A 22,265-nucleotide genomic window follows, 5' to 3' on the forward strand; every position below is an offset into this window, starting at 1 on the left:
GCAACGACGTCTGACAGAACTTCACATGCTGGAAATCGGACTGACCGGCGGCATCGGCAGCGGCAAGACCCGCGTGGCCGACATGTTCGCCGCGCGCGGCGCCGCGATCATCGACACCGACCTGCTCGCGCATGAGATCACCGCCCCGGGCGGGCGCGCCATCCCGGCGCTGGTCGAAGCCTTCGGCCCGGCCTGCCTGCGCCCGGACGGCGCCATGGACCGCGACGCGATGCGCGCGCTGGTATTCGCCGATCCCGCCGCCAAGGCCCGGCTCGAAGCCATCACGCATCCGCTGATCCGCGCGCTGACGACCGAACGCGCACAGTCGATCCGCGCTGCGGGCGCGCATCCCTACCTGATCTACGTGGTGCCGCTGCTGGTGGAGTCGGGCTCGTGGCGCGAGCGCGTCGGCCGCGTGCTGGTGGTCGACTGCACGGAAGCCACGCAGGTGGCCCGCGTGATGTCGCGCAACGGCTTCAGCCGCGAACAGGTGCTGGCCATCATGGCCAGGCAGGCCACGCGCGCCGCGCGCCTGGCATGTGCCGACGACGTCATCGACAACGACGGGCCGGTGCAGGCGCTGGTGGCGCAGGTCGACCGGCTCGACCGCTACTACCGTGAACTGTCGGCCGCGGGCACGGTCCATCCATAACGCCCGGGGCCGGCGCCGTGGCGCATGGCATCATGCGGGCGACATTGTCCTCGGACCTTGTCTCGCATAGAATGCGCTGGAACATGCCGGGAAATCGCCGCATAGTGCCGGTATCCCCCACGCATAGATCGCCCTTTCCGGTATTTCCCGGGCCTCATTCTGCACCGGGCCGCCCCTGAAGCGCCCGACGCCCTGCACGGACACAGCACTTGATTCTGTACGAATACCCTTTCAACGAACGCATCAGGACTCTCCTGCGCCTGGAAGACCTGTTCGATCGGCTGGAATACTTCCTCGGCCAGGATCATGCCCAGCAGCATCATGTCGCGCTGACCACGCTGTTCGAGATCATCGACGTGGCCGGCCGTGCGGACCTCAAGACCGACCTGATCAAGGAACTGGAGCGCCAGCGCCAGGCCCTGGCGCCGTTGCGCGCCAATCCGCAGATTGACCAGGACGCGCTCGACTCGGTCATCGGCGAGATCGAGCAGGGTATCGCCATGCTCAACCAGACCGTGGGCAAGGCCGGCCAGTTGCTGACGGACAACGAGTGGCTGACCAGCATCCGCAGCCGCGCCATCATCCCCGGCGGCACCTGCGAGTTCGACCTGCCCGCCTACTATGCCTGGCAGCATCGCCCCGCCGAAGACCGCCGCGCCGACATCCTGAAATGGGCACGTCCGCTGGTGTCGCTGCGCATGGGCACCACCATCGTGCTGCGGCTGCTGCGAGAAGCGGGACAGAGCGGCAAGGTGATCGCCACCGGGGGCAGCTACCAGCAGATGCTGTCGGGCCGCAGCTACCAGCTGATGCAGGTCTACCTGGACGATTCGCTGCTGGCCTTCATTCCCGAGATGAGCGCCAACAAGTACATGCTGTGGGTGCGCTTCACGCAGCAGGACGGTGACCTGCGCCCGCGCTCGGTCGATGCCGATATCCCGTTCCTGCTCAAACTCTGCAACTTCTGAAGCCTGCGCTGAACGCCATGCCTGCTGTCGTCAAATGCCCCACCTGCGGCACCGAGGTGGCCTGGGTACCCGACAACAAATTCCGTCCGTTCTGTTCCGAGCGCTGCAAGCAGATCGATCTCGGCGCCTGGGCGTCCGAGAAGTACGTGATCGGCGGCAAGCCGGGCGAATCCCCGGCCGGCCCGCCTGACGACGAGGACGACTGAAGCGCGAGGCCCGGCGCCCCGCGTTCAGTGCGCCGCCGCCAGCACGCGGCGGTAGAAGCCCACGCACACCAGCAAGAACACCGCCAGGCCCAGCCACTGCGCGGCCGCTTCAAACCCGCCCCCGACCACTGCCAGCGGCGCATCGCTGCCCGACAGGCCGATCACCGCGGCCAGCATCACGCCGACCAGGCTTTCACCGACGATCAGGCCAGACGCCAGCAGCGTGCCGCGCCGCTCGGCGTGCTCCAGCGCCAGCCGCACGTCGTCGCCGCGCGCGGTGGCACGGCGGCGCTCGGCGCGCAGCAGCAGCCACGACAGCACTGCCCCGACCACCAGCGCCGAGCTGATCGTCGGCGGCAGGTAGATGCCGATGCCCACCGCCAGCACCGGCAGCCGCGCCGGGCCGCCGCGGCGGCGCAGGATCTCGTCGATGGCGATCAGCACCACGCCCAGCCCGATGCCGATCAGGATCATGTTCCAGTTGAGCTGGTGGGTGAAGATACCGGTGGCGATCGCGGTCATCAGCGTCGCCTGCGGCGCGGCCAGCGCCTGGTTCGGGTCCATGCCCGCACGCGGCAGCGCGCCGGCGAAACCATAGGCGCTGTAGAGCAGCTCGAGCACGGGCGGGATCACCGCGGCGCCCACCACGCAGCCGATCAGCAGCGCCACCTGCTGGCGCCACGGCGTGGCGCCGACCAGCCAGCCGGTCTTCAGGTCCTGCAGGTTGTCGTTGGCGATGGAGGCCACCGCCACCACCGCGGAGGTGGTGAAGATCGCCAGCGCGATCGCGAACTTGCCGCCCTCCGGCGTGGCCAGCAGGCCATCGGCCTGGCCCGCCAGCAGGATCAGCAGCGATACCAGGATCACCGCGATGATGCCGATGCCCGAGATCGGGCTGGCCGACGAGCCCACCAGTCCGGCCATGTAGCCGCACGCCGCCGCCACCAGGAAGCCGAAGATAAACGCGAATACCACCGCGTAGACCACCAGGCGCCAGCGCGCCCCGTTATCGAGCGGCGCCGGCGCGAGGAACCAGGCGAACACCGTTACCAGAACCGCCAGCAGCGCCAGCATCACCAGCCCGATCCACCTGGCGGGCATGTCCTGCTGCGTGCGCGGCACGCTGCCCTGCCCCGCCGGGCCGGCCTGCAGCGCGCCGAACGAGGCGCGGATGCCATACAGCATCGGCCTGGCCAGTGACAGCAGCGTCCAGATCGCGGCGATGCCGATGGTGCCGGCGCCGATAAAGCGCGCCTGCTGGCTCCACACCATGGTGCCGAAGGCCGACAGCGTGGCGCCGTCCGGGCGCGGCGTGATGGCGGTCAGCCACGGCACCGCGACGCCCCAGGTCAGCACCAGCCCGAGCAGCATCGCCAGCCCGCCGACGATGCCGACCAGGTAGCCCGCGCCCACCAGCGCCAGCGAGAATCCCATCGACAGCCGCACCACCGAGGCGCCCGCCGACAGCCAGAAATTGGCGCCCTCGGCCAGCACGCGCAGCCCGCCGGCGGCGAAGCTGAACAGCCCCGCGACCAGGCCCCCGGCCATCAGGTCGGCCAGGCCGGTCGCCTGCGGCTTCTGGCCCGGCGCAGCTTCGGCCGGGGCGGCGCTGCCCACGCGCAGGATTTCCGCCGCGGCCACGCCCTCGGGATAAGGCAGGTCGCTCTGCACCACCATGGCATGGCGCAGCGGGATGCTGAACACCACGCCCAGCATGCCGCCGGCGGCGCAGATCGCCAGCGTCTGCCAGAACGGGAAGCCTTGCCAGTGGCCCAGCATCACCAGGCCGGGCAGGATGAAGATGATCGACGACAGGGTGCCCGCGGCCGAGGCCTGCGTCTGCACCATGTTGTTTTCGAGGATGTTGGCGCCGGGGAAGAGGCGCAGCACGGCCATCGAGATCACCGCCGCGGGGATCGCCGACGAGAAGGTCAGGCCGACCTTCAGCCCCAGGTAGATGTTGGAGGCGGTGAACACGACCGTGATCAGCGCACCGAGGATGATGCCGCGCAGGGTCAGTTCAGGCAGGGAAACGTCGTCGGCGATACGATCGACACGTAGCATGCAGGTTCCTTTCCTGTGGATCCGGGCCGCTGGCCCGGGCGGCGCGCAAGCGGGCGCCGCGGCCGCTTGTCAGCGATGCGGACGGCAGGGTCAGCCGTTGCGCGCTTCCTCGTCCAGCCACGCCACCACGGGAATGGTGGCCGGCAGCAGCGGCCCCACCGTCACCGGCGTGCCCTGCCACGAGAAGGCCTGGCCTTCGCGGCCGACGGGCTCGCCCTGCCAGGCCGTGACCTTGCAGAAATGCAGCCGCACGTAGGCGTGCGGGTAGTCATGTTCCAGGATGTGCCAGCGCTCGCATTGCGTGACATCAAGCCCCAGCTCTTCGTGCAGCTCGCGCGCCAGCGCTGCCTCCACCGACTCGCCCGGCTCCAGCTTGCCGCCGGGGAATTCCCAGTAACCCTCGTAGGGCTTGCCGGCCGGGCGCTGCGCCAGCAGGAAGCGGCCGTCGGGCTGCACCAGCACGCCGACCGCCACCTCGGTCACCTTGCGCGGGGGGTTGCCGCCGATGGCTGCAGGATTCTCCGTGGCCGCGCTCATGCCTTGGCGTCCCCGGCAACATCGGCAATGTACGGCTTGCCGTGCTTGCCGCCCCAGTCGCGCGCGAACTGCCAGGCCACGCGGCCCGAACGCGAGCCGCGCTCCAGCGCCCACACCAGCGCGTCGCCGCGCGCGGCGGCGATGTCCGCGTCGGTGCAGCCGAAGTGCCGCAGCCAGTGGCCGACGATGGCCAGGTACTCGTCCTGCTTGGGCGGATAGAACGACAGCCACAGCCCGAAGCGCTCGGACAGCGAAATCTTTTCTTCCACCACTTCGCCGGGGTGGATCTCGCCGTCGTCGGTGTGGCGGTAGCTCTCGTTGTCCTTCATGTACTCCGGCAGCAGGTGCCGGCGGTTGGACGTGGCGTAGATCAGCACGTTGTCCGACTGCGCCGCCACCGAGCCATCCAGCGCCGACTTGAGCGACTTGTAGCCCGACTCGCCTTCCTCGAACGACAGGTCGTCGCAGAAGATCACGAAGCGCTCGGGCCGCTGCGACACCAGCTCGACGATATCGCCGAGGTCCCCCAGGTCGTCCTTGTCGACCTCGACCAGCCGCAGCCCGTCCTGGACGAAGGCATTGAGGCAGGCCTTGATCAGCGATGACTTGCCGGTGCCGCGCGCGCCGGTCAGCAGTACGTTGTTGGCGGGCAGGCGGTTCACGAACTGGCGCGTATTGCCGACGATGGCATCCTTCTGGCGCTCGATGTTCTTCAGGTCGTCCAGGTGGATCGGCGGCAGCTGGCGCACCGGCTGCAGGTAGCCGATATTGCCGAACAGGCTCTGGCGCTTGCGCCAGCGGAACGCGACCGCCTCCTGCCAGTCCGCATCGCTCAGTTGCGGCGGCAGCCATTGTTCGAGTCGGGCGAGGAAGTTGTCGAGGCGGGCGGCGAGGTCGGACATGGCAGCGGGGCGGTGACAGGCAGCGGAAATCGATGTCCTTCCCGCGTGCGCGGGAAGGACGGACAGGCTCAGGAACGGTAGTCGGCGTTGATCGACACGTAGTCGTGCGACAGGTCGCAGGTCCACACGGTGGCTTCGGCATTGCCGCGGCCGAGCGCGATGCGCACGGTGATCTCGGCCTGCTTCATCACGCGCTGGCCGTCTTCCTCGCGGTAGTCGGGATTGCGGCCGCCGTCGCGGGCGACCCAGACATCGTCCAGCCACAGGTTGACGCGGCCGACATCGAGATCGTCCACGCCGGCGTAGCCCACCGCGGCCAGGATGCGGCCCAGGTTGGGGTCCGAGGCATAGAACGCGGTCTTGACCAGCGGCGAATGCGCGACCGCATAGGCGATCTGGCGGCACTCCGCCACGTCCTTGCCGCCTTCTACGCGGATGGTCATCAGCTTGGTCGCGCCTTCGCCGTCGCGCACGATCATCTGCGCCAGCTCCTGCGCCAGGCCGGTCACCGCATCGCGCAGTGCTTCAAAGGCCGGGCCTTCGGCACGGTCGACCACGGCACCGGACTTGCCCGAGGCGATCAGCACGAAGGAATCGTTGGTCGAGGTATCGCCGTCGATGGTGATGCTATTGAACGAGTGGTCGGCGGCGTGCGTCACCAGCGCCTGCAGCACGGGCTGCGCCACCGCGGCATCCATGGCGATGAAGCCCAGCATGGTCGCCATGTTCGGGCGGATCATGCCGGCGCCCTTGCTGATGCCCGACAGCGTCACGGTCTTGCCGTCGATCTGCAGCGTGCGCGACGCGACCTTGGGCTGGGTGTCGGTGGTCATGATCGCCTCCGCGGCGGCCAGCCAGTTGTCCGCCCTGGCGTTGGCGATGGCGGCGGGCAGCCCGGCCAGCAGGCGGTCCATCGGCAGCTGCTCGAGGATCACGCCAGTCGAGAACGGCAGTACCTGGCCGGCCTCGATGCCCAGCTGCGCAGCCAGTGCGTCGCAGGTGGCGCGGGCGTTGGCCAGTCCCTGCTCGCCGGTGCCGGCGTTGGCATTGCCGGTGTTGACCACCAGCGCGCGGATGCCCTTGCCGGACTTGTCCGCTGCCGCCAGGTGCTCGCGGCACACCTGCACCGGCGCGGCGCAGAAGCGGTTGCTGGTAAAGACGCCGGCCACGGTGCTGCCTTCGGCCACGCGCACCACCAGCACGTCCTTGCGGTTGGCCTTGCGGATGCCGGCCTCGGCCCAGCCGAGCTCGACGCCGGCGACGGATTTCAGGTTCTCTGCCTGGGGCAGCGGAAGATTGACGGGCATGCAGGACTCCTCGATGTTGCTGCAGCTAGCGACTTGCTTGTCTCAGACGAACATGCCCGCGAAGGGCGGGCATGTTCGATTCCTCTTGCGCCACGCCCGTACTGCGGGGAGCGGCGTCATACCGGATGCCCGGCCTGGCTCAGTTCAGCTGAGCTTGCCGTGGCACTGCTTGAACTTCTTGCCCGAGCCGCACGGGCACGGGTCGTTGCGGCCGACCTTGGGCATGCCCGCCAGCGCCAGCTCGGCGGCGGCCATGGCAGTGCCGGTGCGCGGCGACGGCGCTTCCTCGACCGGCTCGCGCCCTTCGGCGAACTCGTCGTGCTTGTACTGCACGTTCTCCAGGTGCGACAGGCCTTCCTCGATCTGCTCGGAAGCCTGTTCCAGCTCTTCCGGCGACTGGATCTGCACGTTGAAGGTCACGCGCGTGACCTCGTTCTTGATCACGTCCAGCAGGCGCGCGAACAGTTCGAACGACTCGCGCTTGTACTCCTGCTTGGGGTCCTTCTGCGCGTAGCCGCGCAGGTGGATGCCCTGGCGCAGGTGGTCCAGCGCAGCCAGGTGCTCGCGCCAGTGCGTGTCGATGCTCTGCAGCATGACCGAGCGCTCGAAGCCGGCGAACGACTCGCGGCCAACCATGGCCACCTTGCTTTCGTAGCGCTCCGTCGCCGCCTTCATGATCAGGTTGAGCAGTTCTTCGTCCTCGATGCTCTGCGCGCCCTCGATGGTCTTTGCCAGCGGCACTTCCAGGCCCCAGTCCTCGCGCAGGCGCGTTTCCAGGCCGGCGATGTTCCACTGCTCTTCCATCGTGTCGGCCGGCACGTGGTCGCGGAACAGCTCGATCAGGACGCTCTCGCGCAGGTTGGCGACCATCTCGCCGACGTCATTGGCCTCGAGCACGTCGTTGCGCAGCTTGTAGATTTCCTTGCGCTGGTCGTTGGCGACGTCGTCGTACTGCAGCAGCTGCTTGCGGATGTCGAAGTTGCGGCCTTCCACCTTGCGCTGCGCCGATTCGATCGAGCGCGTGACGATGCCGGCTTCGATCGGCTCGCCCTCGGGCATCTTCAGCCGCTCCATGATGGCGCGCACGCGGTCGCCGGCGAAGATGCGCAGCAGCTGGTCGTCCAGCGACAGATAGAAGCGCGACGAGCCGGGGTCGCCCTGGCGGCCGGCGCGGCCACGCAGCTGATTGTCGATGCGGCGCGACTCATGGCGCTCGGTGCCGACGATATGCAGGCCGCCGGCGGCCTTGACCTGCTCGTGCAGCGACTGCCATTCATCCTTGAGCTGCTGGATGCGGGCAGCCTTGTCGGCGTCGGACAGGTTCGGGTCCGCTTCGATGAAGCCCGCCTGCTTCTCCACGTTGCCGCCCAGCACGATGTCGGTACCGCGGCCCGCCATGTTGGTGGCGATGGTGATCATCTTGGGGCGGCCGGCCTGGGCCACGATCTCGGCTTCGCGCGCATGCTGCTTGGCGTTGAGCACCTGGTGCGGCAGCTGTTCGCGGTCGAGCAGGCCCGACAGGTATTCCGAGGTCTCGATCGAGGTGGTGCCCACCAGCACCGGCTGGCCCCGCTCGTAGCAGTCGCGGATATCGCGCACCACGGCGTCGTAGCGTTCCTTGCCGGTCTTGTAGATCTGATCCTGCAAGTCCTTGCGCTGGGTCGGGCGGTTGGTCGGGATCACCACCACTTCCAGGCCGTAGATCTCCTGGAATTCATAGGCTTCCGTGTCGGCCGTGCCGGTCATGCCGGCCAGCTTCTCGTACATGCGGAAGTAATTCTGGAAGGTGACGGTCGCCAGCGTCTGGTTTTCCTGCTGGACAGTGACGCCTTCCTTGGCTTCCACGGCCTGGTGCAGGCCGTCGGACCAGCGGCGGCCGGTCATCAGGCGGCCGGTGAATTCATCGACGATCACGACTTCGTCGTTCTGCACCACGTAGTGCTGGTCGCGGTGGAACAGGCTGTGCGCGCGCAAGGCCGCGTACAGGTGGTGCATCAGCGTGATGTTCTGCGGCGCGTAGAGCGATTCGCCTTCGCCGATCAGGCCCAGCTGCGACAGGATCTCTTCGGCCTTTTCATGGCCGGCCTCGGTCAGGTAGACCTGGTGGCCCTTCTCGTCGACGTAGTAGTCGCCCGGCTTCTCCACCCCGGTGCCGTCGGCCTTTTCTTCGCCGATCTGGCGCTCGAGCAGCTTGGGGATGCCGTTCATGCGCTGGTACAGGTCGGTCTGGTTCTCGGCCTGGCCGGAGATGATCAGCGGGGTGCGCGCCTCGTCGATCAGGATCGAGTCCACCTCGTCGACGATGGCGTAGTGCAACGGCCGCTGCACGCGCTGCGACGGGTCGTAGACCATGTTGTCGCGCAGGTAGTCGAAGCCGAACTCGTTATTGGTGCCGTAGGTGATGTCGGCGTTGTACGCCGCCTGCTTCTGGTCGTGCGCCATCTGCGACAGGTTCACGCCCACCGACAGGCCCAGGAAGTTGTACAGCCGGCCCATCCACTCGGCATCGCGCTGTGCCAGGTAGTCGTTGACGGTGACCACGTGCACGCCCTTGCCGGTGATGGCATTCAGGTACACCGCCAGCGTCGCGGTCAGGGTCTTGCCTTCGCCGGTGCGCATTTCGGCGATCTTGTTGTCGTTCAGCACCATGCCGCCGATCAGCTGCACGTCGAAGTGGCGCATTTTCATGACGCGCTTGCTGGCCTCGCGGCACACGGCGAAAGCCTCGGGCAGCAGCGCCTCGAGCGATTCGCCACCGGCGTGGCGTTGCCGGAAGGCCTCGGTCATGCCGCGCAGCTCGTCGTCGGAGAGCTGCTCGAACTTCGGCTCCAGCGCATTGATCTGCGCCACCGTGCGGCGGTATTGCTTGATCAGCCGCTCATTGCGGCTGCCGAAGACTTTCTTGAGAAGGCCCGTGATCATCGATTGCTTTCACCTGCGCGGAACCGGGTGGCATCCCCAGGGAAGGCGGACTGCCCCGGCGACCGGGCGCGGTAATGGATAGATTGGCGCAAAACGCCGAGTTTATCATGTGCCGGGGTCACGCCCGGCGGTGCGGAGCGCTGGCGCGGGCCCTGCCGCAAGCAGGTTGGGACGGTTGCGCCGGCTTCAATCCGGCCGCTCTCGCTTTCGGTCCGCGCTGCCCTGCGTGCGCGCGCCGCCCCTTGCTAGAATGGACCCATGCGCCGCTTCACCCATCCCGCCCTGCAGACCCCCGCCGCCAAGCCGCTCAACGACTGGCTGGACAAGGCCGGCCCGGTATCGACGCTGCTCCAGACTGCACGCCAGCTGTCGGTGCTCGAGGCCGAGGTACTGTCCCTGCTGCCGGCCGGCATGCGCGCGGGCCTGGCCGTGGCCGGCATCAAGCGCGACCCGTCCGACCCCAACGGCCAGGTGCTGCTGTTGCTGGCGGCCCATGGCGCTGCCGCGGCGCGGGTGCGCCAGGTCGTGCCCACGCTGCTCGGACGCCTGCAGCAGCGCGGCTCGCCGGTCACCTCGATCCGCGTGCGGGTGCAGCCCGAGGTGCAGCGCCATGCCGACTGGGAGGTGGAACCGGTGGCACGCCCGCGCACCGGCGGCCGCATGACGCCGACCGGGCTGGCCAATCTCGACCAGCTTGCGCGCAGCCTGCCGGATTCGCCGCTGCGCGACGCGCTCAATACGCTGCTGTCCCACCACCGCTGAGCGACCGCGCCGCGTCCAAAGCAAAAGAGCCGACCTGTGCAGGTCGGCTCTTTCTCTATGCGAGGCCGCTCAGGCGAAGGCCGGCTGGGCCTGTGGCAGGAACGCCGCCGGGGCTTCCTCGACGCGGTCGAAGGTGACCAGCTCATACGCTTCCTGGTCCGCCAGCAGCGCGCGCAGCAGCTGGTTGTTCAGGCCGTGGCCGGATTTGTTCGCCACATAGGCGCCGATCAGCGGATGGCCCACCACGTACAGGTCGCCGATCGCATCGAGGATCTTGTGACGCACGAACTCGTCGCCGTAGCGCAGTTCCTCGTTGTTGAGCATGCGGTGCTCGTCCAGCACGATCGCGTTGTCCAGGCTGCCGCCGCGCGCCAGGCCCATTTCACGCAGGGCCTCGACCTCGTGCGCAAAGCCGAAGGTGCGGGCGCGCGCAATCTCGCGCACATAGCTGGTGTCGGCAAAGTCGATCGAGAACGTCTGGCCGGTCTTGTCGACTGCAGGATGGCGGAAGTCGATGGTGAACGACAGCTTGAAGCCGAAGAATGGCTCCAGCCGCGCCAGCTTGTCGCCTTCGCGCACTTCCACCGGTTTTTTCACGCGGATGAAGGTCTTGGGCGCGTTCTGCTCTTCGATGCCGGCCGACTGCAGCAGGAACACGAACGACGCCGCGCTGCCGTCCATGATCGGGATTTCCTCGGCGTCGACGTCGACATAGAGGTTGTCGATGCCCAGGCCGGCGCACGCGGACATCAGGTGCTCGACGGTGGAAACGCGCGCGCCATCCTTCTGCAGCACCGATGCCAGGCGTGTGTCGCCGATGGCCGAGGCGGCCACGGGAATCTCGACGGCCTCGGGCAGGTCGACGCGGGTGAAGACGATGCCGGTACCCGCCGGCGCCGGACGCAGCGTCAGCGTGACCTTGCGGCCAGAGTGCAGGCCGATGCCAACGGTCTTCACCAGGGATTTGATCGTGCGCTGTTTGAGCATGACAGCCTCAACAATTAATAAAATCTATCTTGTTATCTTTTTGATTAAGGGATTTTACCACCACATCCGCGGCGCTGCAGCCGGGTTTTGTTTCCGGCTGTTAACACGCCCGTCACAAGTTACGTATTATCCACGTTTACCCGGATGACTGTGTCAGCCACGCAACGCCGCCAGCACGGCTTCGGCGCTGCTGACGCGGAATTCGCCCGGCGCCTCGACATCGATCCGGGTCACCACGCCGTCCTCGATCACCATGGCGAAGCGCTTGGCACGCACGCCCAGGCCGCGCGCGCTCAGGTCCTGGTCCAGGCCCAGCGCGCGCGTCCACTCGGCGCTGCCGTCGGCCATCATCCGGACCTTGCCGGCCACCTGCTGCTCGCGGCCCCAGGCGCCCATCACGAAGGCATCGTTGACCGAGACGCACCAGACCTCGTCCACGCCGGCGGCGCGCAATGCTTCGGCATGCTGCACGAAGCCGGGCACATGCTTGGCCGAACACGTCGGCGTGAAGGCGCCGGGCAGGCCGAACACGACGATCTTGCGGCCGCGGACCAGGTCCGCCACCTTGAAGGCATTGGGACCGAGCGCGCAGCCGTTGCTTTCAGTCTCGAAAAATTCGTACAGCGTGGCGTCGGGGACGCGGGATCCGACAGTGATCATGGCGCTCTGGTTTTCCTTGGGTGTGTGAACGGGTCTATGAAGGATAGGACGGATGCGGGGGCGCATGGCGGCGCGTTGCCGCCGGGCAACCTAACGATCATAGGCGCCCGGCCGGCGCTGCCAAAGCCGGATCACATCCGCTTACGTTCGCACCAATATTCGGACGAATGCCGATACACCCGAAGACGCTACAAAGACGTCCGCGCGGCGCACCTTTTGGGTGCGCCGCGCGGACGGCGATACATCCCGACCGGGAAGGCGGGAAACCAGTCCGGGGAGGCGGCCAGCGGCACGCCCGAACCCGGCAACGGGATGCGGGTGAAGTCAGTCCGGCGCAGGCGCGGCGCCGCCGGCAGCCCGGCGGTTCATGTCAGCCATGCAAAGGCACGCGCGGATGGGGAGCGCACGTGCATCGCGACCAGGCGACGCGTTCCGTCAGGCGGCCGGTGGAGGCACCGATGCCGCGCCAGGCAGGCTTCAGTCTGCCTGCTTGCGCAGGAAGGCCGGGATGTCGTACGTATCCACACCCTTTTCCTGCAGCGCCGCCACGTGGGCCGAAGCCGACTCACGCGAGCTGCGCCACACCGCCGGCGTATCCAGGTTGCTGTAGTCCGGCGAGCTGTGCTGCGCGGCGGTGGCGGCCATGTTGGCCATCATCTGCACGGGCATGTTGTCGGTACCGGTCTTCAGCAGCGTCATCGGCTGCTGCTTCTTGGCCGAGCGGCCCAGGCCGGTCGCGACCACGGTCACGCGCAGCGCATCGCTCATCGAGTCGTCGTACACCGTACCGAAGATCACGGTCGCATCTTCCGCGGCGTAGCTGCGGATGGTGTTCATGACTTCCTTGGTTTCCGACAGCTTCAGCGAGCGGCTGGCGGTGATGTTGACCAGCACGCCGCGCGCGCCGGACAGGTCCACGCCTTCCAGCAGCGGGCTGGCCACGGCCTGCTCGGCCGCCAGGCGGGCGCGGTCCACGCCCGACACGGTAGCCGTCCCCATCATGGCCTTGCCCTGCTCGCCCATCACCGTCTTGACGTCTTCGAAGTCGACGTTCACCAGGCCGTCAACGTTGATGATCTCGGCAATGCCGGCCACCGCGTTGTGCAGCACGTCGTCGGCGCACTGGAAGCACTTGTCCATCTCAGCGTCGTCGCCCATCACTTCGAACAGCTTCTCGTTGAGCACCACGATCAGCGAGTCGACGCTCGATTCCAGCTCGCTGGAACCGTGCTCGGCCACCTTGGCGCGGCGTGCGCCTTCGAAGTCGAACGGCTTGCTGACCACGCCCACGGTCAGGATGCCCATCTCCTTGGCCACCTGCGCGACGATCGGCGCGGCGCCCGTGCCGGTGCCGCCGCCCATGCCGGCAGTGATGAAGACCATGTGCGCGCCGCGCAAGGCGTCGGCGATCTGATCGCGCGCCGATTCGGCGCAGTTGCGGCCCACTTCCGGCTTGGCGCCGGCGCCCAGGCCCGTGTTGCCAAGCTGCAGCACGCGCGAAGCGGTCGAACGCTTGAGCGCCTGCGCGTCGGTGTTCATGCAGATGAATTCGACGCCTTGCACGCCGCGGCTGATCATGTGCTGCACAGCGTTGCCGCCCGCGCCGCCCACGCCGACCACCTTGATGATGGTGCCGTCCTGCACTTCCGTTTCGATCATGTCAAAGTCCATCACTGCCTCCGAGAAAAATCAGTCCCCAGACGATGCGGCCTCCCCGCCGCAACCCCTGGTTTCTGAACAAGAAACCAAAAAAAGAAAACCTGAAAACCGTTACCTGGCGCGTAAGCCTGTCCGGTAGACCATCCTGCCCGCGCACCGTTGCATCGCCGGCGCATCCATCCGCGCGCGGCTCAGAAATTGCCGACGAACCATTCCTTCATGCGGGTCCACACCTGCTTGACCGACCCGCTCTGCACCGCCACCTTGCGCCCGCGCATGCGTTGCACGCGGCCTTCCAGCAGCAGGCCCATCACCGTCGCGTAGCGCGGGCTCTTCACCACCTCGTGCAGGTTGCCGCGATACTCGGGCACGCCGACGCGCACGGGCTTCAGGAAGATGTCCTCGCCCAGCTCGACCATGCCCGGCATCATCGCGGTCCCACCGGTGATGACCACGCCCGACGACAACAGTTCTTCATAGCCCGACTCGCGCACCACCTGGTGCACCAGCGAGTACAGCTCTTCGATGCGCGGCTCGATCACCGCGGCCAGCGCCTGGCGGCTGAGCGTGCGCGTGCCGCGGTCGCCCACGCCCGGCACCTCGATCATGTCTTCCGGATCGGCGATCGCCTGCTTGGCGATGCCGTACTGGATCTTGATGTCCTCGGCGTCCGGCGTCGGCGTGCGCAGCGCCATCGCGATATCGTTGGTGATCTGGTCGCCGGCGATGGGGATCACGGCCGTATGGCGGATCGCGCCTTCGCTGAAGATGGCGATGTCGGTGGTGCCGCCGCCGATGTCGACCAGCACCACGCCCAGTTCCTTCTCGTCCTCGGTCAGGACCGCCAGGCTCGACGCCAGCGGCTGCAGGATCAGGTCGTGCACTTCCAGGCCGCAGCGGCGCACGCACTTGACGATGTTCTGCGCGGCGCTGACCGCGCCGGTGACGATATGCACCTTCACTTCCAGGCGGATGCCGCTCATGCCGATGGGCTCGCGCACGTCTTCCTGGCCGTCGATGATGAATTCCTGCGTCAGGATGTGCAGGATCTGCTGGTCGGTCGGGATATTGACCGCCTTGGCGGTCTCGATCACGCGCGCCACGTCGGTCTGCGTAACCTCCTTGTCCTTGATGGCCACCATGCCGCTGGAATTGAAGCTGCGGATATGGCTGCCGGCAATGCCGGTGAAGACCTCCGAAATCTTGCAGTCGGCCATCAGCTCGGCCTCTTCCAGCGCCTTCTGGATCGACTGCACGGTGGCCTCGATGTTGACCACGACCCCTTTCTTCAGACCCTTGGACTCAGACTGGCCCATCCCGATCACCTCGTAGCTGCCGTCGGGGCGCAGTTCCGCCACCACGGCCGCCACCTTCGAGGTGCCGATATCGAGACCGACCAACAGGTCCTTGTATTCCTTGCTCATCGGGTTTTCTCCGCGTTCTTGCTCTTCAGTCGCGTCGGATTGTTGTTGGATGTACCTGAAACCGTTGCGGCCGCCCCCGGCCTGGCGGCACTCGTTGCCGCGCTCGCCGCCTTGGCCTTGGCCGCTTTTTCGGCCTTCTCGGCCCGCACCGCCGCCGCGATCTGCGCCTCGGTCAGGAAGCGCGCGTTGGCGGCGCGGATGGCGAAGCCGTTGGGATAGCGCAGGTCGGCATATTCGATCTGGCTGCCCCATTGCTGCGTGACCTGCGGCCAGGCCGCGACGAAGCGGCGCACGCGCTGGTCCATCGCGGTGCGGTCCTCGTCGTTCTGCTCGCGGCCCAGCTCGACCTCCATGCCGTTGGACAGGCGCGCGCGCCAGGCGTAGCGGCCGGACAGCGCCACCGCCAGCGGCTCGGCCTTGAGCGGCTTGAACCACTGGCGCATGACCTCGAGCTTTTCGATCACATCGCCTTCGCTGTCCGGCGGGCCGTCCAGCGCCAGCAGCTGCGCGTCCTCTTCCGCCTCGGCGGTGTTGGCGACGAAGATCTCGCCATAGGTATTGATCAGCCGGCCGCTGTCGGGCGCGCCCCAGGTGCCCAGCGCCTCGTGCTCCTCGACCTCGACCGCCAGGCCGTTGGGCCATTCGCGCCGCACGCTGGCGCGCCGCACCCACGGCACCGATTCGAAGGCCTGGCGCGCCGCGTTCAGGTCCAGCGTGAAAAAGTTGCCGCTCAGCTTGCCCAGCGCGCTGGCGCGCACGCTCGGCGCGTTCACGTGGCGCAGGGCGCCCCCGTCCATCGGGCCGATCTCCACGTGCGTGATGGCAAACACCGGCCGCTGCGCCAGCCACAGCAGGCCCGCCGCGAGCGCCATCAGCGCCACCACCGCATACAGCGTGGAGGCGATCAGGTTGAGCAGGCGTGCGTTATGCCACATGGTCCGGTGCGGTCTCGGGTGAAGTTATTCGGGTTTCCAATGCTCGTTGGGATGCAGGTCCAGCGTGGCGGCGGCCAGTACCTGCAGCACGAAGTCCTCGTAGCTGATGCCGACCGCGCGCGCCGCCATCGGCACCAGCGAATGGCCGGTCATGCCGGGCGAGGTATTCATCTCGAGCAGGAAAGGCGTGCCGTCGGCGCGCAGCATCACATCGGCTCGCGCCCAGCCGCGGCAGCCCAGCACGCGGTAGGCCTGCACCGCCAGCGCCTGCACCTGCCGTTCGACTTCGGCATCCAGGCCCGACGGACACAAGTACTGGGTATCGTCAGTAAAGTACTTATTTTGATAGTCGTAGTTGGCCTCGGGCGCGACGATGCGGATCACCGGCAGCGCTTCGGCGGTGTCGCCCTCGCCCACCACCGGGCAGGTCAACTCGGCGCCGTCGACAAAGGTCTCGGCGATGACGTCGTTGTCCAGCGCTGCGGCCTTGTCGAAGGCGGCGCGCATCTGGTCGGCGGCGGTGACCTTGGTCAGGCCGATCGACGAGCCCTCGCGCGCCGGCTTGACGATCAGCGGCAGGCCCAGGTCCGCCACCACGGCATCAAAGTCGGTGTCTGCGTGCAGCATGGCGAAGCGCGGCGTGGCCAGGCCGTGCGTCATCCACAGGCGCTTGGTGGCCTGCTTGTCCATGGCCAGCGCCGAGGCCAGCACGCCGCTGCCGGTGTACGGCACGCCCAGTTGCTCGAGCAGGCCCTGGATGGTGCCGTCTTCGCCGTAGCGGCCGTGCAGCGCGATGAAGACGCGGTCGAAACCGGCCGCCGCCAGTTCGGCCACGCCCTGCAGGCCGGGGTCGAAGCCGTGCGCGTCGACGCCGCGCGACTGCAGCGCGGCCAGCACGCCGTTGCCGGACATCAGCGAGATCTCGCGCTCGGCCGAGCGCCCGCCCAGCAGCACGCCGACCTTGCCCAGCGACCTGGGATCGATATTGGGATGGGCGACGAAGCTCATGCCTGGCTCCCTTGCAGCGCTTGCTGGTGCGACACCAGTTGCCCCGGCACGCCGCCGATCGAACCCGCGCCCATGGTCACGACCACATCGCCGGGCCGTACGGCATTCAGGATGGCCTGCGGCATTTCTTCCATCTGCTCCACGAAAACAGGTTCGACCTTGCCGGCCACGCGCAGCGCGCGGGTCAGCGCACGGCCGTCGGCGGCCACGATCGGCGCCTCGCCGGCGGCATAGACCTCGGACAGCAGCAGGGCGTCGACCGTGCCCAGCACCTTGACGAAGTCTTCAAAGCAATCCCGCGTGCGGGTGAAACGGTGCGGCTGGAACGCCAGCACCAGGCGGCGTTCGGGGAACGCCCCGCGCGCCGCGGCCAGCGTCGCGGCCATTTCCACCGGGTGATGGCCGTAGTCGTCCACCAGCGTGAAGGTGCCGGCGCCGTCGGGCGTAGCCACCTCGCCGTAGCGCTGGAAGCGGCGGCCAACGCCGTGGAACTCGCGCAGCGCCTTGACGATGGCGGCATCGGGCACTTCCAGCTCGGTCGCGATGGCGATCGCCGCCAGTGCGTTCTGCACGTTGTGCAGGCCGGGCAGGTTCAGCACGATCTCCAGCGGCGGCTCGGTATGGCCGTTGAGCTGGCGCAGCACGGTAAAGTGCATCTGGCCGTCGACCGCGCGCGCATCCACGGCGCGGATCTGCGCGTCTTCGGCAAAGCCGTAGCGCACCACCGGCTTGGACACGAACGGCAGGATCTCGCGCACGTTCGGGTCGTCCACGCACAGCACCGCGATCCCGTAGAACGGCAGCCGCTGGGTGAATTCGATGAACGCCTGCTTGAGCCGGGCGAAGTCGTGCCCGTAGGTGTCCATGTGGTCGGCATCGATATTGGTGATGACCTCGATGACCGGGAACAGGTTCAGGAACGAGGCATCCGACTCGTCGGCCTCGGCCACGATGAAATCGCCGGTGCCCAGGCGCGCGTTGGCGCCGGCCGAGTTCAGCCGGCCGCCGATGACGAAGGTCGGATCGAGGCCGCCTTCGGCCAGCACCGATGCCACCAGGCTGGTAGTGGTGGTCTTGCCGTGCGTGCCGGCGATGGCCACGCCCTGCTTCAGCCGCATCAGTTCGGCCAGCATCACCGCGCGCGGCACCACCGGGATGCGCTGGCTGCGCGCGGCCAGTACTTCGGGGTTGTCGCCGCTGACGGCGGTCGACACCACCACCGCGTTGGCGCCGCTCACGTTGGCGGCGTCATGGCCGTGCATGACGGTGGCGCCCAGCGACGCCAGGCGCCGCGTGGCGGCGTTGTTGCCCACGTCCGAGCCCGAGACCTTGTATCCCAGGTTCAGCAGGACCTCGGCGATGCCGCTCATGCCGGCGCCGCCGATGCCCACGAAGTGGATGTTCTTGACGATATGCTTCATTGGATTGCTGCTTCGCTCACTTCAGTCCCTGGCCAGCTCGCTGCACACCTCAGCGACGCGCCGGGTTGCCTCAGGCTTGGCCAGTCCGCGCGCCAGGCGCGCCATGTCCTTCAGCTGCGGCCGGGTCAGGCTGGCGATGGTCTGCGCCAGGCCCTCGGCCGTCAGGTCGTTTTGCTGCACCAGCAGGGCCGCGCCCTGGCTGGACAAAAACTTTGCGTTGGTGGTCTGGTGATCATCCACGGCGTGCGGGAACGGCACGAACAGCGCCGCCACGCCCGCCGCGGCCACTTCCGACACCGTCATCGCGCCGGCGCGGCAGATCACCAGGTCGGCGTCGGCATAGGCCCGCGCCATGTCGTCGATGAACGGCAGGGTCTGCGCCGGCACCCGCGCCGCCGCGTAGTTGGCGCGCAGCGTGTCGATCTGCCTGGCGCCGGCCTGGTGCGTCACCACCGGGCGCTCGCCCTCCGGCAACAGCGCGATGGCCTTTGGCACCACGTCATTCAGCGCCGCGGCGCCCAGGCTGCCGCCCACCACCAGGATGCGCAGCGGGCCGGTGCGCTGGTCGTAGCGCGACTCGGGCGCATCCAGGTGCGCCAGTTCCTCGCGCACCGGGTTACCGGTCCATTCGCCGCCGGGCAGCGTGTCAGGGAATGCGCACAGCACGCGGTCGGCCACCTTGGCCAATACCTTGTTGGCCAGGCCGGCGATCGAATTCTGCTCGTGCAGCACCAGCGGCCGCCCCAGCAGCGAGGCCATCATGCCGGCCGGGAAGGTGATATAGCCGCCCATGCCCAGCACCACGCTCGGACGCACCCGCCGCAGCGCGGCGATGCTTTGCCAGAACGCGCGCAGCAGGTTCAGCGGCAGCAGGAACTTGGTCACCAGCCCCTTGCCGCGCAGCCCGCCGAACTGGATGAACTCCATCGGAATGTCGTGCTTCGGCACCAGCGTGGCTTCCATGCCGGTGCGGTTGCCCAGCCAGACGATGTTCCAGCCCTGCTCGCGCAACGCATGCGCGACCGCCAGCCCGGGGAATACATGTCCCCCGGTGCCGCCGGCCATCACGAGCAGGGTGCGCGGCTGGGTCATACCTTCCCTCCGCGCATCAATACCCGATTCTCGTAATCGATCCGCAGCAAGATGGCCAGCGCCACGCAATTCATCAGAATCCCCGAGCCGCCATAGCTGACCAGCGGCAGCGTCAGCCCCTTGGTCGGCAGCAGGCCCAGGTTCACGCCCATGTTGATAAAGGTCTGCCAGCCGATCCAGACGCCGATGCCCTTGGCCACCAGGCCGGCGAAAGTACGGTCCAGCTGCAGCGCGGTGCGGCCGATATTGAAGGCGCGGCGCACCAGCCAGTAGAACAGCACGATCACCACCAGCACGCCGATAAAGCCGAATTCCTCGCCGATCACGGCGAGGATGAAGTCGGTATGCGCCTCGGGCAGGTAGTGCAGTTTTTCGATGCTGCCGCCCAGCCCGACCCCGGTCCATTCGCCGCGGCCGAAGGCAATCAGCGAGTGCGTCAGCTGGTAGGCTTTGCCCAGCGCGTTGCTTTCTTCCCATGGATTCAGGTAGGCGAAGATCCGCTCGCGCCGCCAGGGCGACGCGGTGATCAGCAGCGCGAACGCGCCCACTGCCACCCCCACCAGCCCGGCGAAGAGCTTGCCGTTGATGCCACCGAGGAACAGGATGCCCATCGCCACCGCGGCAATCACCAGGAACGCGCCCATGTCGGGCTCCAGCAGCAGCAGCATGCCCACCACCACCACCGCCACGCCCATCGGCAGGAAGCCCTTGGACACGGTCTGCATCCATTCCTGCTTGCGCACCGTGTAGTTGGCGGCGTACAGCACCACCGCCAGCTTCATCAGCTCGGACGGCTGGAAATTCATCACGCCCAGCGGAATCCAGCGGCGCGCGCCGTTGACGCCCTTGCCCACGAACGGCACCAGCACGATCACCAGCAGGATCAGCGCGACGATAAAGAGCTTGGGCGCATAGCGGTCCCAGACCTTGACCGGCACCTGGAACGCCGCCAGCCCGACCGACAGCCCGATCCCCAGCGCGAACGCATGGCGCAGCAGGAAGTGGCTTTCGCGATAGTTGGCGTAGCGCGGCGAGTCCGGCAGCGCGATCGACGCCGAGTAGACCATTACCAGGCCGAGCGCGAGCAGCACGATCGAGACCCACAGCATGGGCTGGTCGTACTCCATCATGCGCGAGCGGGTCGGCTTGACGCCCGACACCGCGTCGCGCAGGCCGCCCCAGGCATTGCCGATGGTGGCGCCGATAAAACCGCTGCGCTTGACCTGTGCGTCGCTCATGGCAGGATCCCCCGGGACAGGGCCAGTTCTTCCACCGCGCCGCGGAACACCTCGGCGCGATGCACGTAGTTGCGGAACATGTCGAGGCTGGCGCACGCCGGCGACAGCAGCACCGCGTCACCGGCTTCGGCCAGCCCGGCGGCCTGCGTCACGGCCTCTTCCAGCGTGGCGGCGTCGACCAGCGTGGCGCCGCTGCCCTGCAGCGCATCGCGCAGCTCGGCCGCCGCGCGGCCGATCAGCACCACCGCGCGCGCGTACTGCGCCACCGGGGCGGCCAGCGGCGAGAAATCCTGCCCCTTGCCCTCGCCCCCGGCGATCAGCACCACGCGCTTGTCCAGGCCCGACAGCGCGGCCACGGTGGCGCCCACGTTGGTGCCCTTGCTGTCGTCGAAATACTCGACGTCGTCGATGGTGGCAACCCACTCCACCCGGTGCGGTTCGCCGCGGTACTCGCGCAGGCCATGCAGCAGCGCGTTCATCGGCAGGTCGATGGCACGGCACAGCGCCAGCGCCGCCATGGCGTTGGTGGCGTTGTGCATGCCGCGGATATGCAGCGCGTCCGCCGGCATCAGGCGCTTGTGGCGCACCGGCACCGCTTCCTGGACCGCCTCGGCGGCCTTGCGGCCGCGCGGCTTGCCCTCCCCTTCCGCGTCGGGATCGGGCTCGGCCAGCACCAGCCACGGCATGCCGCCTTCGCGCAGGATGCCGAAGCTGCCCGGGACTTCGGGCAGGTCGATGCCGAAGGTCACCGGGGTCGACCCGGGGCGAGCCATGTCCAGCGTCAGGCGGTCGTTGCGGTTCAGCACCTGCACGCACGCGTGGCCGGCGGGGCCGAAGATGCGCGCCTTGGACGCGGCATAGGCTTCCATCGAGCCGTGCCAGTCGAGGTGGTCCTGCGTCACGTTGAGCACCGTGGCGGCATGCGGCGCCAGCGTGTGCGTGGTTTCCAGCTGGAAGCTCGACAGCTCCAGCACCCAGACCTCCGGCAGCGAGGCCGAGGCAATGCAGGCCGACAGCTTGTCCAGCGCCGACGGGCTGATATTGCCCGCCACCGCCACGCTCTTGCCGGCGCGCTCAACCAGGCGGCCGGTCAGCGCGGTGGTGGTGGTCTTGCCGTTGGTGCCGGTGATAGCCAGCAGCTTCGGCGCATAGCCGGACTCGGCTTCCAGGTGGCGCAGCGCGCGCACGAACAGCTCGATCTCGCCCCACACCGGGATGCCGCGCGCCTGCGCCGCGGCCAGCAGCGCGCCGGTGGCGGCCTCCAGCGGCGACAGGCCGGGGCTGATCGCGACCAGACCGATGCCGTCGAGCAGGCCTTCGGCGAACGGGCCGCCGACGAATTCGGCCGAAGTCAGCTCGGCCTGCAGGAACACAAGGTTGGCGGGCGCCTCGCGCGTGTCGGCCACGCGCACCGCGCAGCCGTTCAGGCCACACCAGCGCGCCATGGCCAGCCCCGACTCGCCGAGGCCCAGTACCAGCACATGAGGTTTTTGCAGCTCGCCAAACACTTCGATTTCCTGC

The 22,265-nt window shown here is 67.9% G+C and carries 19 protein-coding genes; 4 read left to right on the top strand and 15 right to left on the bottom strand.

The window, feature by feature from the left end:
- Positions 1 to 25: 25 nt before the first annotated feature.
- From coaE to RALTA_RS13210, 3 genes are all read left to right on the top strand, one after another.
- On the top strand, positions 26 to 652 hold the full coding sequence (gene coaE, locus RALTA_RS13200) for a dephospho-CoA kinase (protein ID WP_018006249.1): 627 nt from the start codon (positions 26 to 28) through the stop codon (positions 650 to 652).
- A gap of 209 nt (positions 653 to 861) precedes the next feature.
- A complete protein-coding gene (gene zapD / locus RALTA_RS13205) occupies positions 862 to 1,620 on the top strand; it encodes a cell division protein ZapD (protein WP_012353939.1) in 759 nt (252 codons plus the stop codon).
- Positions 1,621 to 1,637: 17 nt separating this feature from the next.
- Positions 1,638 to 1,826 (top strand): DNA gyrase inhibitor YacG, encoded by a 189-nt coding sequence (locus RALTA_RS13210; protein WP_012353940.1) that lies wholly within the window; start codon positions 1,638 to 1,640, stop codon positions 1,824 to 1,826.
- A gap of 24 nt (positions 1,827 to 1,850) precedes the next feature.
- Here the strand turns inward: RALTA_RS13210 and RALTA_RS13215 are convergent, their stop codons facing one another.
- From RALTA_RS13215 to secA, 5 genes are all read right to left on the bottom strand, one after another.
- A complete protein-coding gene (locus RALTA_RS13215) occupies positions 1,851 to 3,890 on the bottom strand; it encodes an OPT family oligopeptide transporter (protein ID WP_012353941.1) in 2,040 nt (679 codons plus the stop codon).
- A 90-nt stretch (positions 3,891 to 3,980) separates the two neighbouring features.
- A complete protein-coding gene (locus tag RALTA_RS13220) occupies positions 3,981 to 4,427 on the bottom strand; it encodes an NUDIX domain-containing protein (RefSeq protein ID WP_012353942.1) in 447 nt (148 codons plus the stop codon).
- On the bottom strand, positions 4,424 to 5,329 hold the full coding sequence (locus tag RALTA_RS13225) for an ATP-binding protein (protein ID WP_012353943.1): 906 nt from the start codon (positions 5,327 to 5,329) through the stop codon (positions 4,424 to 4,426). The genes RALTA_RS13220 and RALTA_RS13225 overlap by 4 nt, the downstream gene beginning before the upstream one ends.
- A gap of 68 nt (positions 5,330 to 5,397) precedes the next feature.
- Complete coding sequence (gene argJ, locus RALTA_RS13230; RefSeq protein WP_012353944.1) at positions 5,398 to 6,636, bottom strand: bifunctional glutamate N-acetyltransferase/amino-acid acetyltransferase ArgJ; 1,239 nt, start codon at positions 6,634 to 6,636, stop codon at positions 5,398 to 5,400.
- Positions 6,637 to 6,780: 144 nt separating this feature from the next.
- Positions 6,781 to 9,558, bottom strand: coding sequence for a preprotein translocase subunit SecA (gene secA, locus RALTA_RS13235; protein ID WP_012353945.1), 2,778 nt, complete (start codon positions 9,556 to 9,558; stop codon positions 6,781 to 6,783).
- 258 nt (positions 9,559 to 9,816) lie between these two features.
- On the opposite strand from secA, the gene RALTA_RS13240 reads away from it, so the two are divergent.
- Positions 9,817 to 10,320 carry a DciA family protein gene (locus tag RALTA_RS13240; protein WP_012353946.1) on the top strand — a complete coding sequence of 168 codons (504 nt, stop codon included), beginning with the start codon at positions 9,817 to 9,819 and terminating at the stop codon, positions 10,318 to 10,320.
- A gap of 69 nt (positions 10,321 to 10,389) precedes the next feature.
- On the opposite strand, the gene lpxC is transcribed toward RALTA_RS13240, so the two are convergent.
- The 10 genes from lpxC to murD all read right to left on the bottom strand — a co-directional run bounded on the left by lpxC (position 10,390) and on the right by murD (position 22,252).
- Positions 10,390 to 11,307, bottom strand: a complete 918-nt coding sequence (gene lpxC / locus RALTA_RS13245; RefSeq protein ID WP_012353947.1) for a UDP-3-O-acyl-N-acetylglucosamine deacetylase — start codon at positions 11,305 to 11,307, stop codon at positions 10,390 to 10,392.
- Between the two features lie 153 nt (positions 11,308 to 11,460).
- Positions 11,461 to 11,967: a peroxiredoxin gene (locus tag RALTA_RS13250; RefSeq protein WP_012353948.1), complete on the bottom strand. Its 507-nt coding sequence runs from the start codon at positions 11,965 to 11,967 to the stop codon at positions 11,461 to 11,463.
- 477 nt (positions 11,968 to 12,444) lie between these two features.
- Positions 12,445 to 13,638 carry a cell division protein FtsZ gene (gene ftsZ / locus RALTA_RS13255; RefSeq protein WP_012353949.1) on the bottom strand — a complete coding sequence of 398 codons (1,194 nt, stop codon included), beginning with the start codon at positions 13,636 to 13,638 and terminating at the stop codon, positions 12,445 to 12,447.
- Positions 13,639 to 13,817: 179 nt separating this feature from the next.
- Entirely contained in the window at positions 13,818 to 15,050 is a 1,233-nt protein-coding gene (gene ftsA, locus RALTA_RS13260) for a cell division protein FtsA (RefSeq protein ID WP_012353950.1), read from the bottom strand.
- Positions 15,047 to 15,985 carry a cell division protein FtsQ/DivIB gene (locus tag RALTA_RS13265; RefSeq protein ID WP_012353951.1) on the bottom strand — a complete coding sequence of 313 codons (939 nt, stop codon included), beginning with the start codon at positions 15,983 to 15,985 and terminating at the stop codon, positions 15,047 to 15,049. Before RALTA_RS13265 ends, ftsA begins: the two co-directional genes overlap by 4 nt.
- A gap of 24 nt (positions 15,986 to 16,009) precedes the next feature.
- Positions 16,010 to 16,993, bottom strand: a complete 984-nt coding sequence (locus RALTA_RS13270) for a D-alanine--D-alanine ligase (protein ID WP_012353952.1) — start codon at positions 16,991 to 16,993, stop codon at positions 16,010 to 16,012.
- Positions 16,990 to 18,414, bottom strand: coding sequence for a UDP-N-acetylmuramate--L-alanine ligase (murC, locus tag RALTA_RS13275; RefSeq protein ID WP_012353953.1), 1,425 nt, complete (start codon positions 18,412 to 18,414; stop codon positions 16,990 to 16,992). Before murC ends, RALTA_RS13270 begins: the two co-directional genes overlap by 4 nt.
- Positions 18,415 to 18,435: 21 nt before the next feature.
- On the bottom strand, positions 18,436 to 19,506 hold the full coding sequence (gene murG, locus RALTA_RS13280; RefSeq protein WP_041232207.1) for an undecaprenyldiphospho-muramoylpentapeptide beta-N-acetylglucosaminyltransferase: 1,071 nt from the start codon (positions 19,504 to 19,506) through the stop codon (positions 18,436 to 18,438).
- The gene (gene ftsW / locus RALTA_RS13285) at positions 19,503 to 20,744 is read right to left on the bottom strand and encodes a putative lipid II flippase FtsW (protein WP_012353955.1); all 1,242 of its coding nucleotides are present in this window, start codon (positions 20,742 to 20,744) and stop codon (positions 19,503 to 19,505) included. Before ftsW ends, murG begins: the two co-directional genes overlap by 4 nt.
- Entirely contained in the window at positions 20,741 to 22,252 is a 1,512-nt protein-coding gene (gene murD / locus RALTA_RS13290; protein WP_041232208.1) for a UDP-N-acetylmuramoyl-L-alanine--D-glutamate ligase, read from the bottom strand. Before murD ends, ftsW begins: the two co-directional genes overlap by 4 nt.
- Between the last annotated feature and the right edge of the window lie 13 nt (positions 22,253 to 22,265).

The sequence above is a fragment of the Cupriavidus taiwanensis LMG 19424 genome (genome assembly GCF_000069785.1).
GTDB lineage: Bacteria > Pseudomonadota > Gammaproteobacteria > Burkholderiales > Burkholderiaceae > Cupriavidus > Cupriavidus taiwanensis.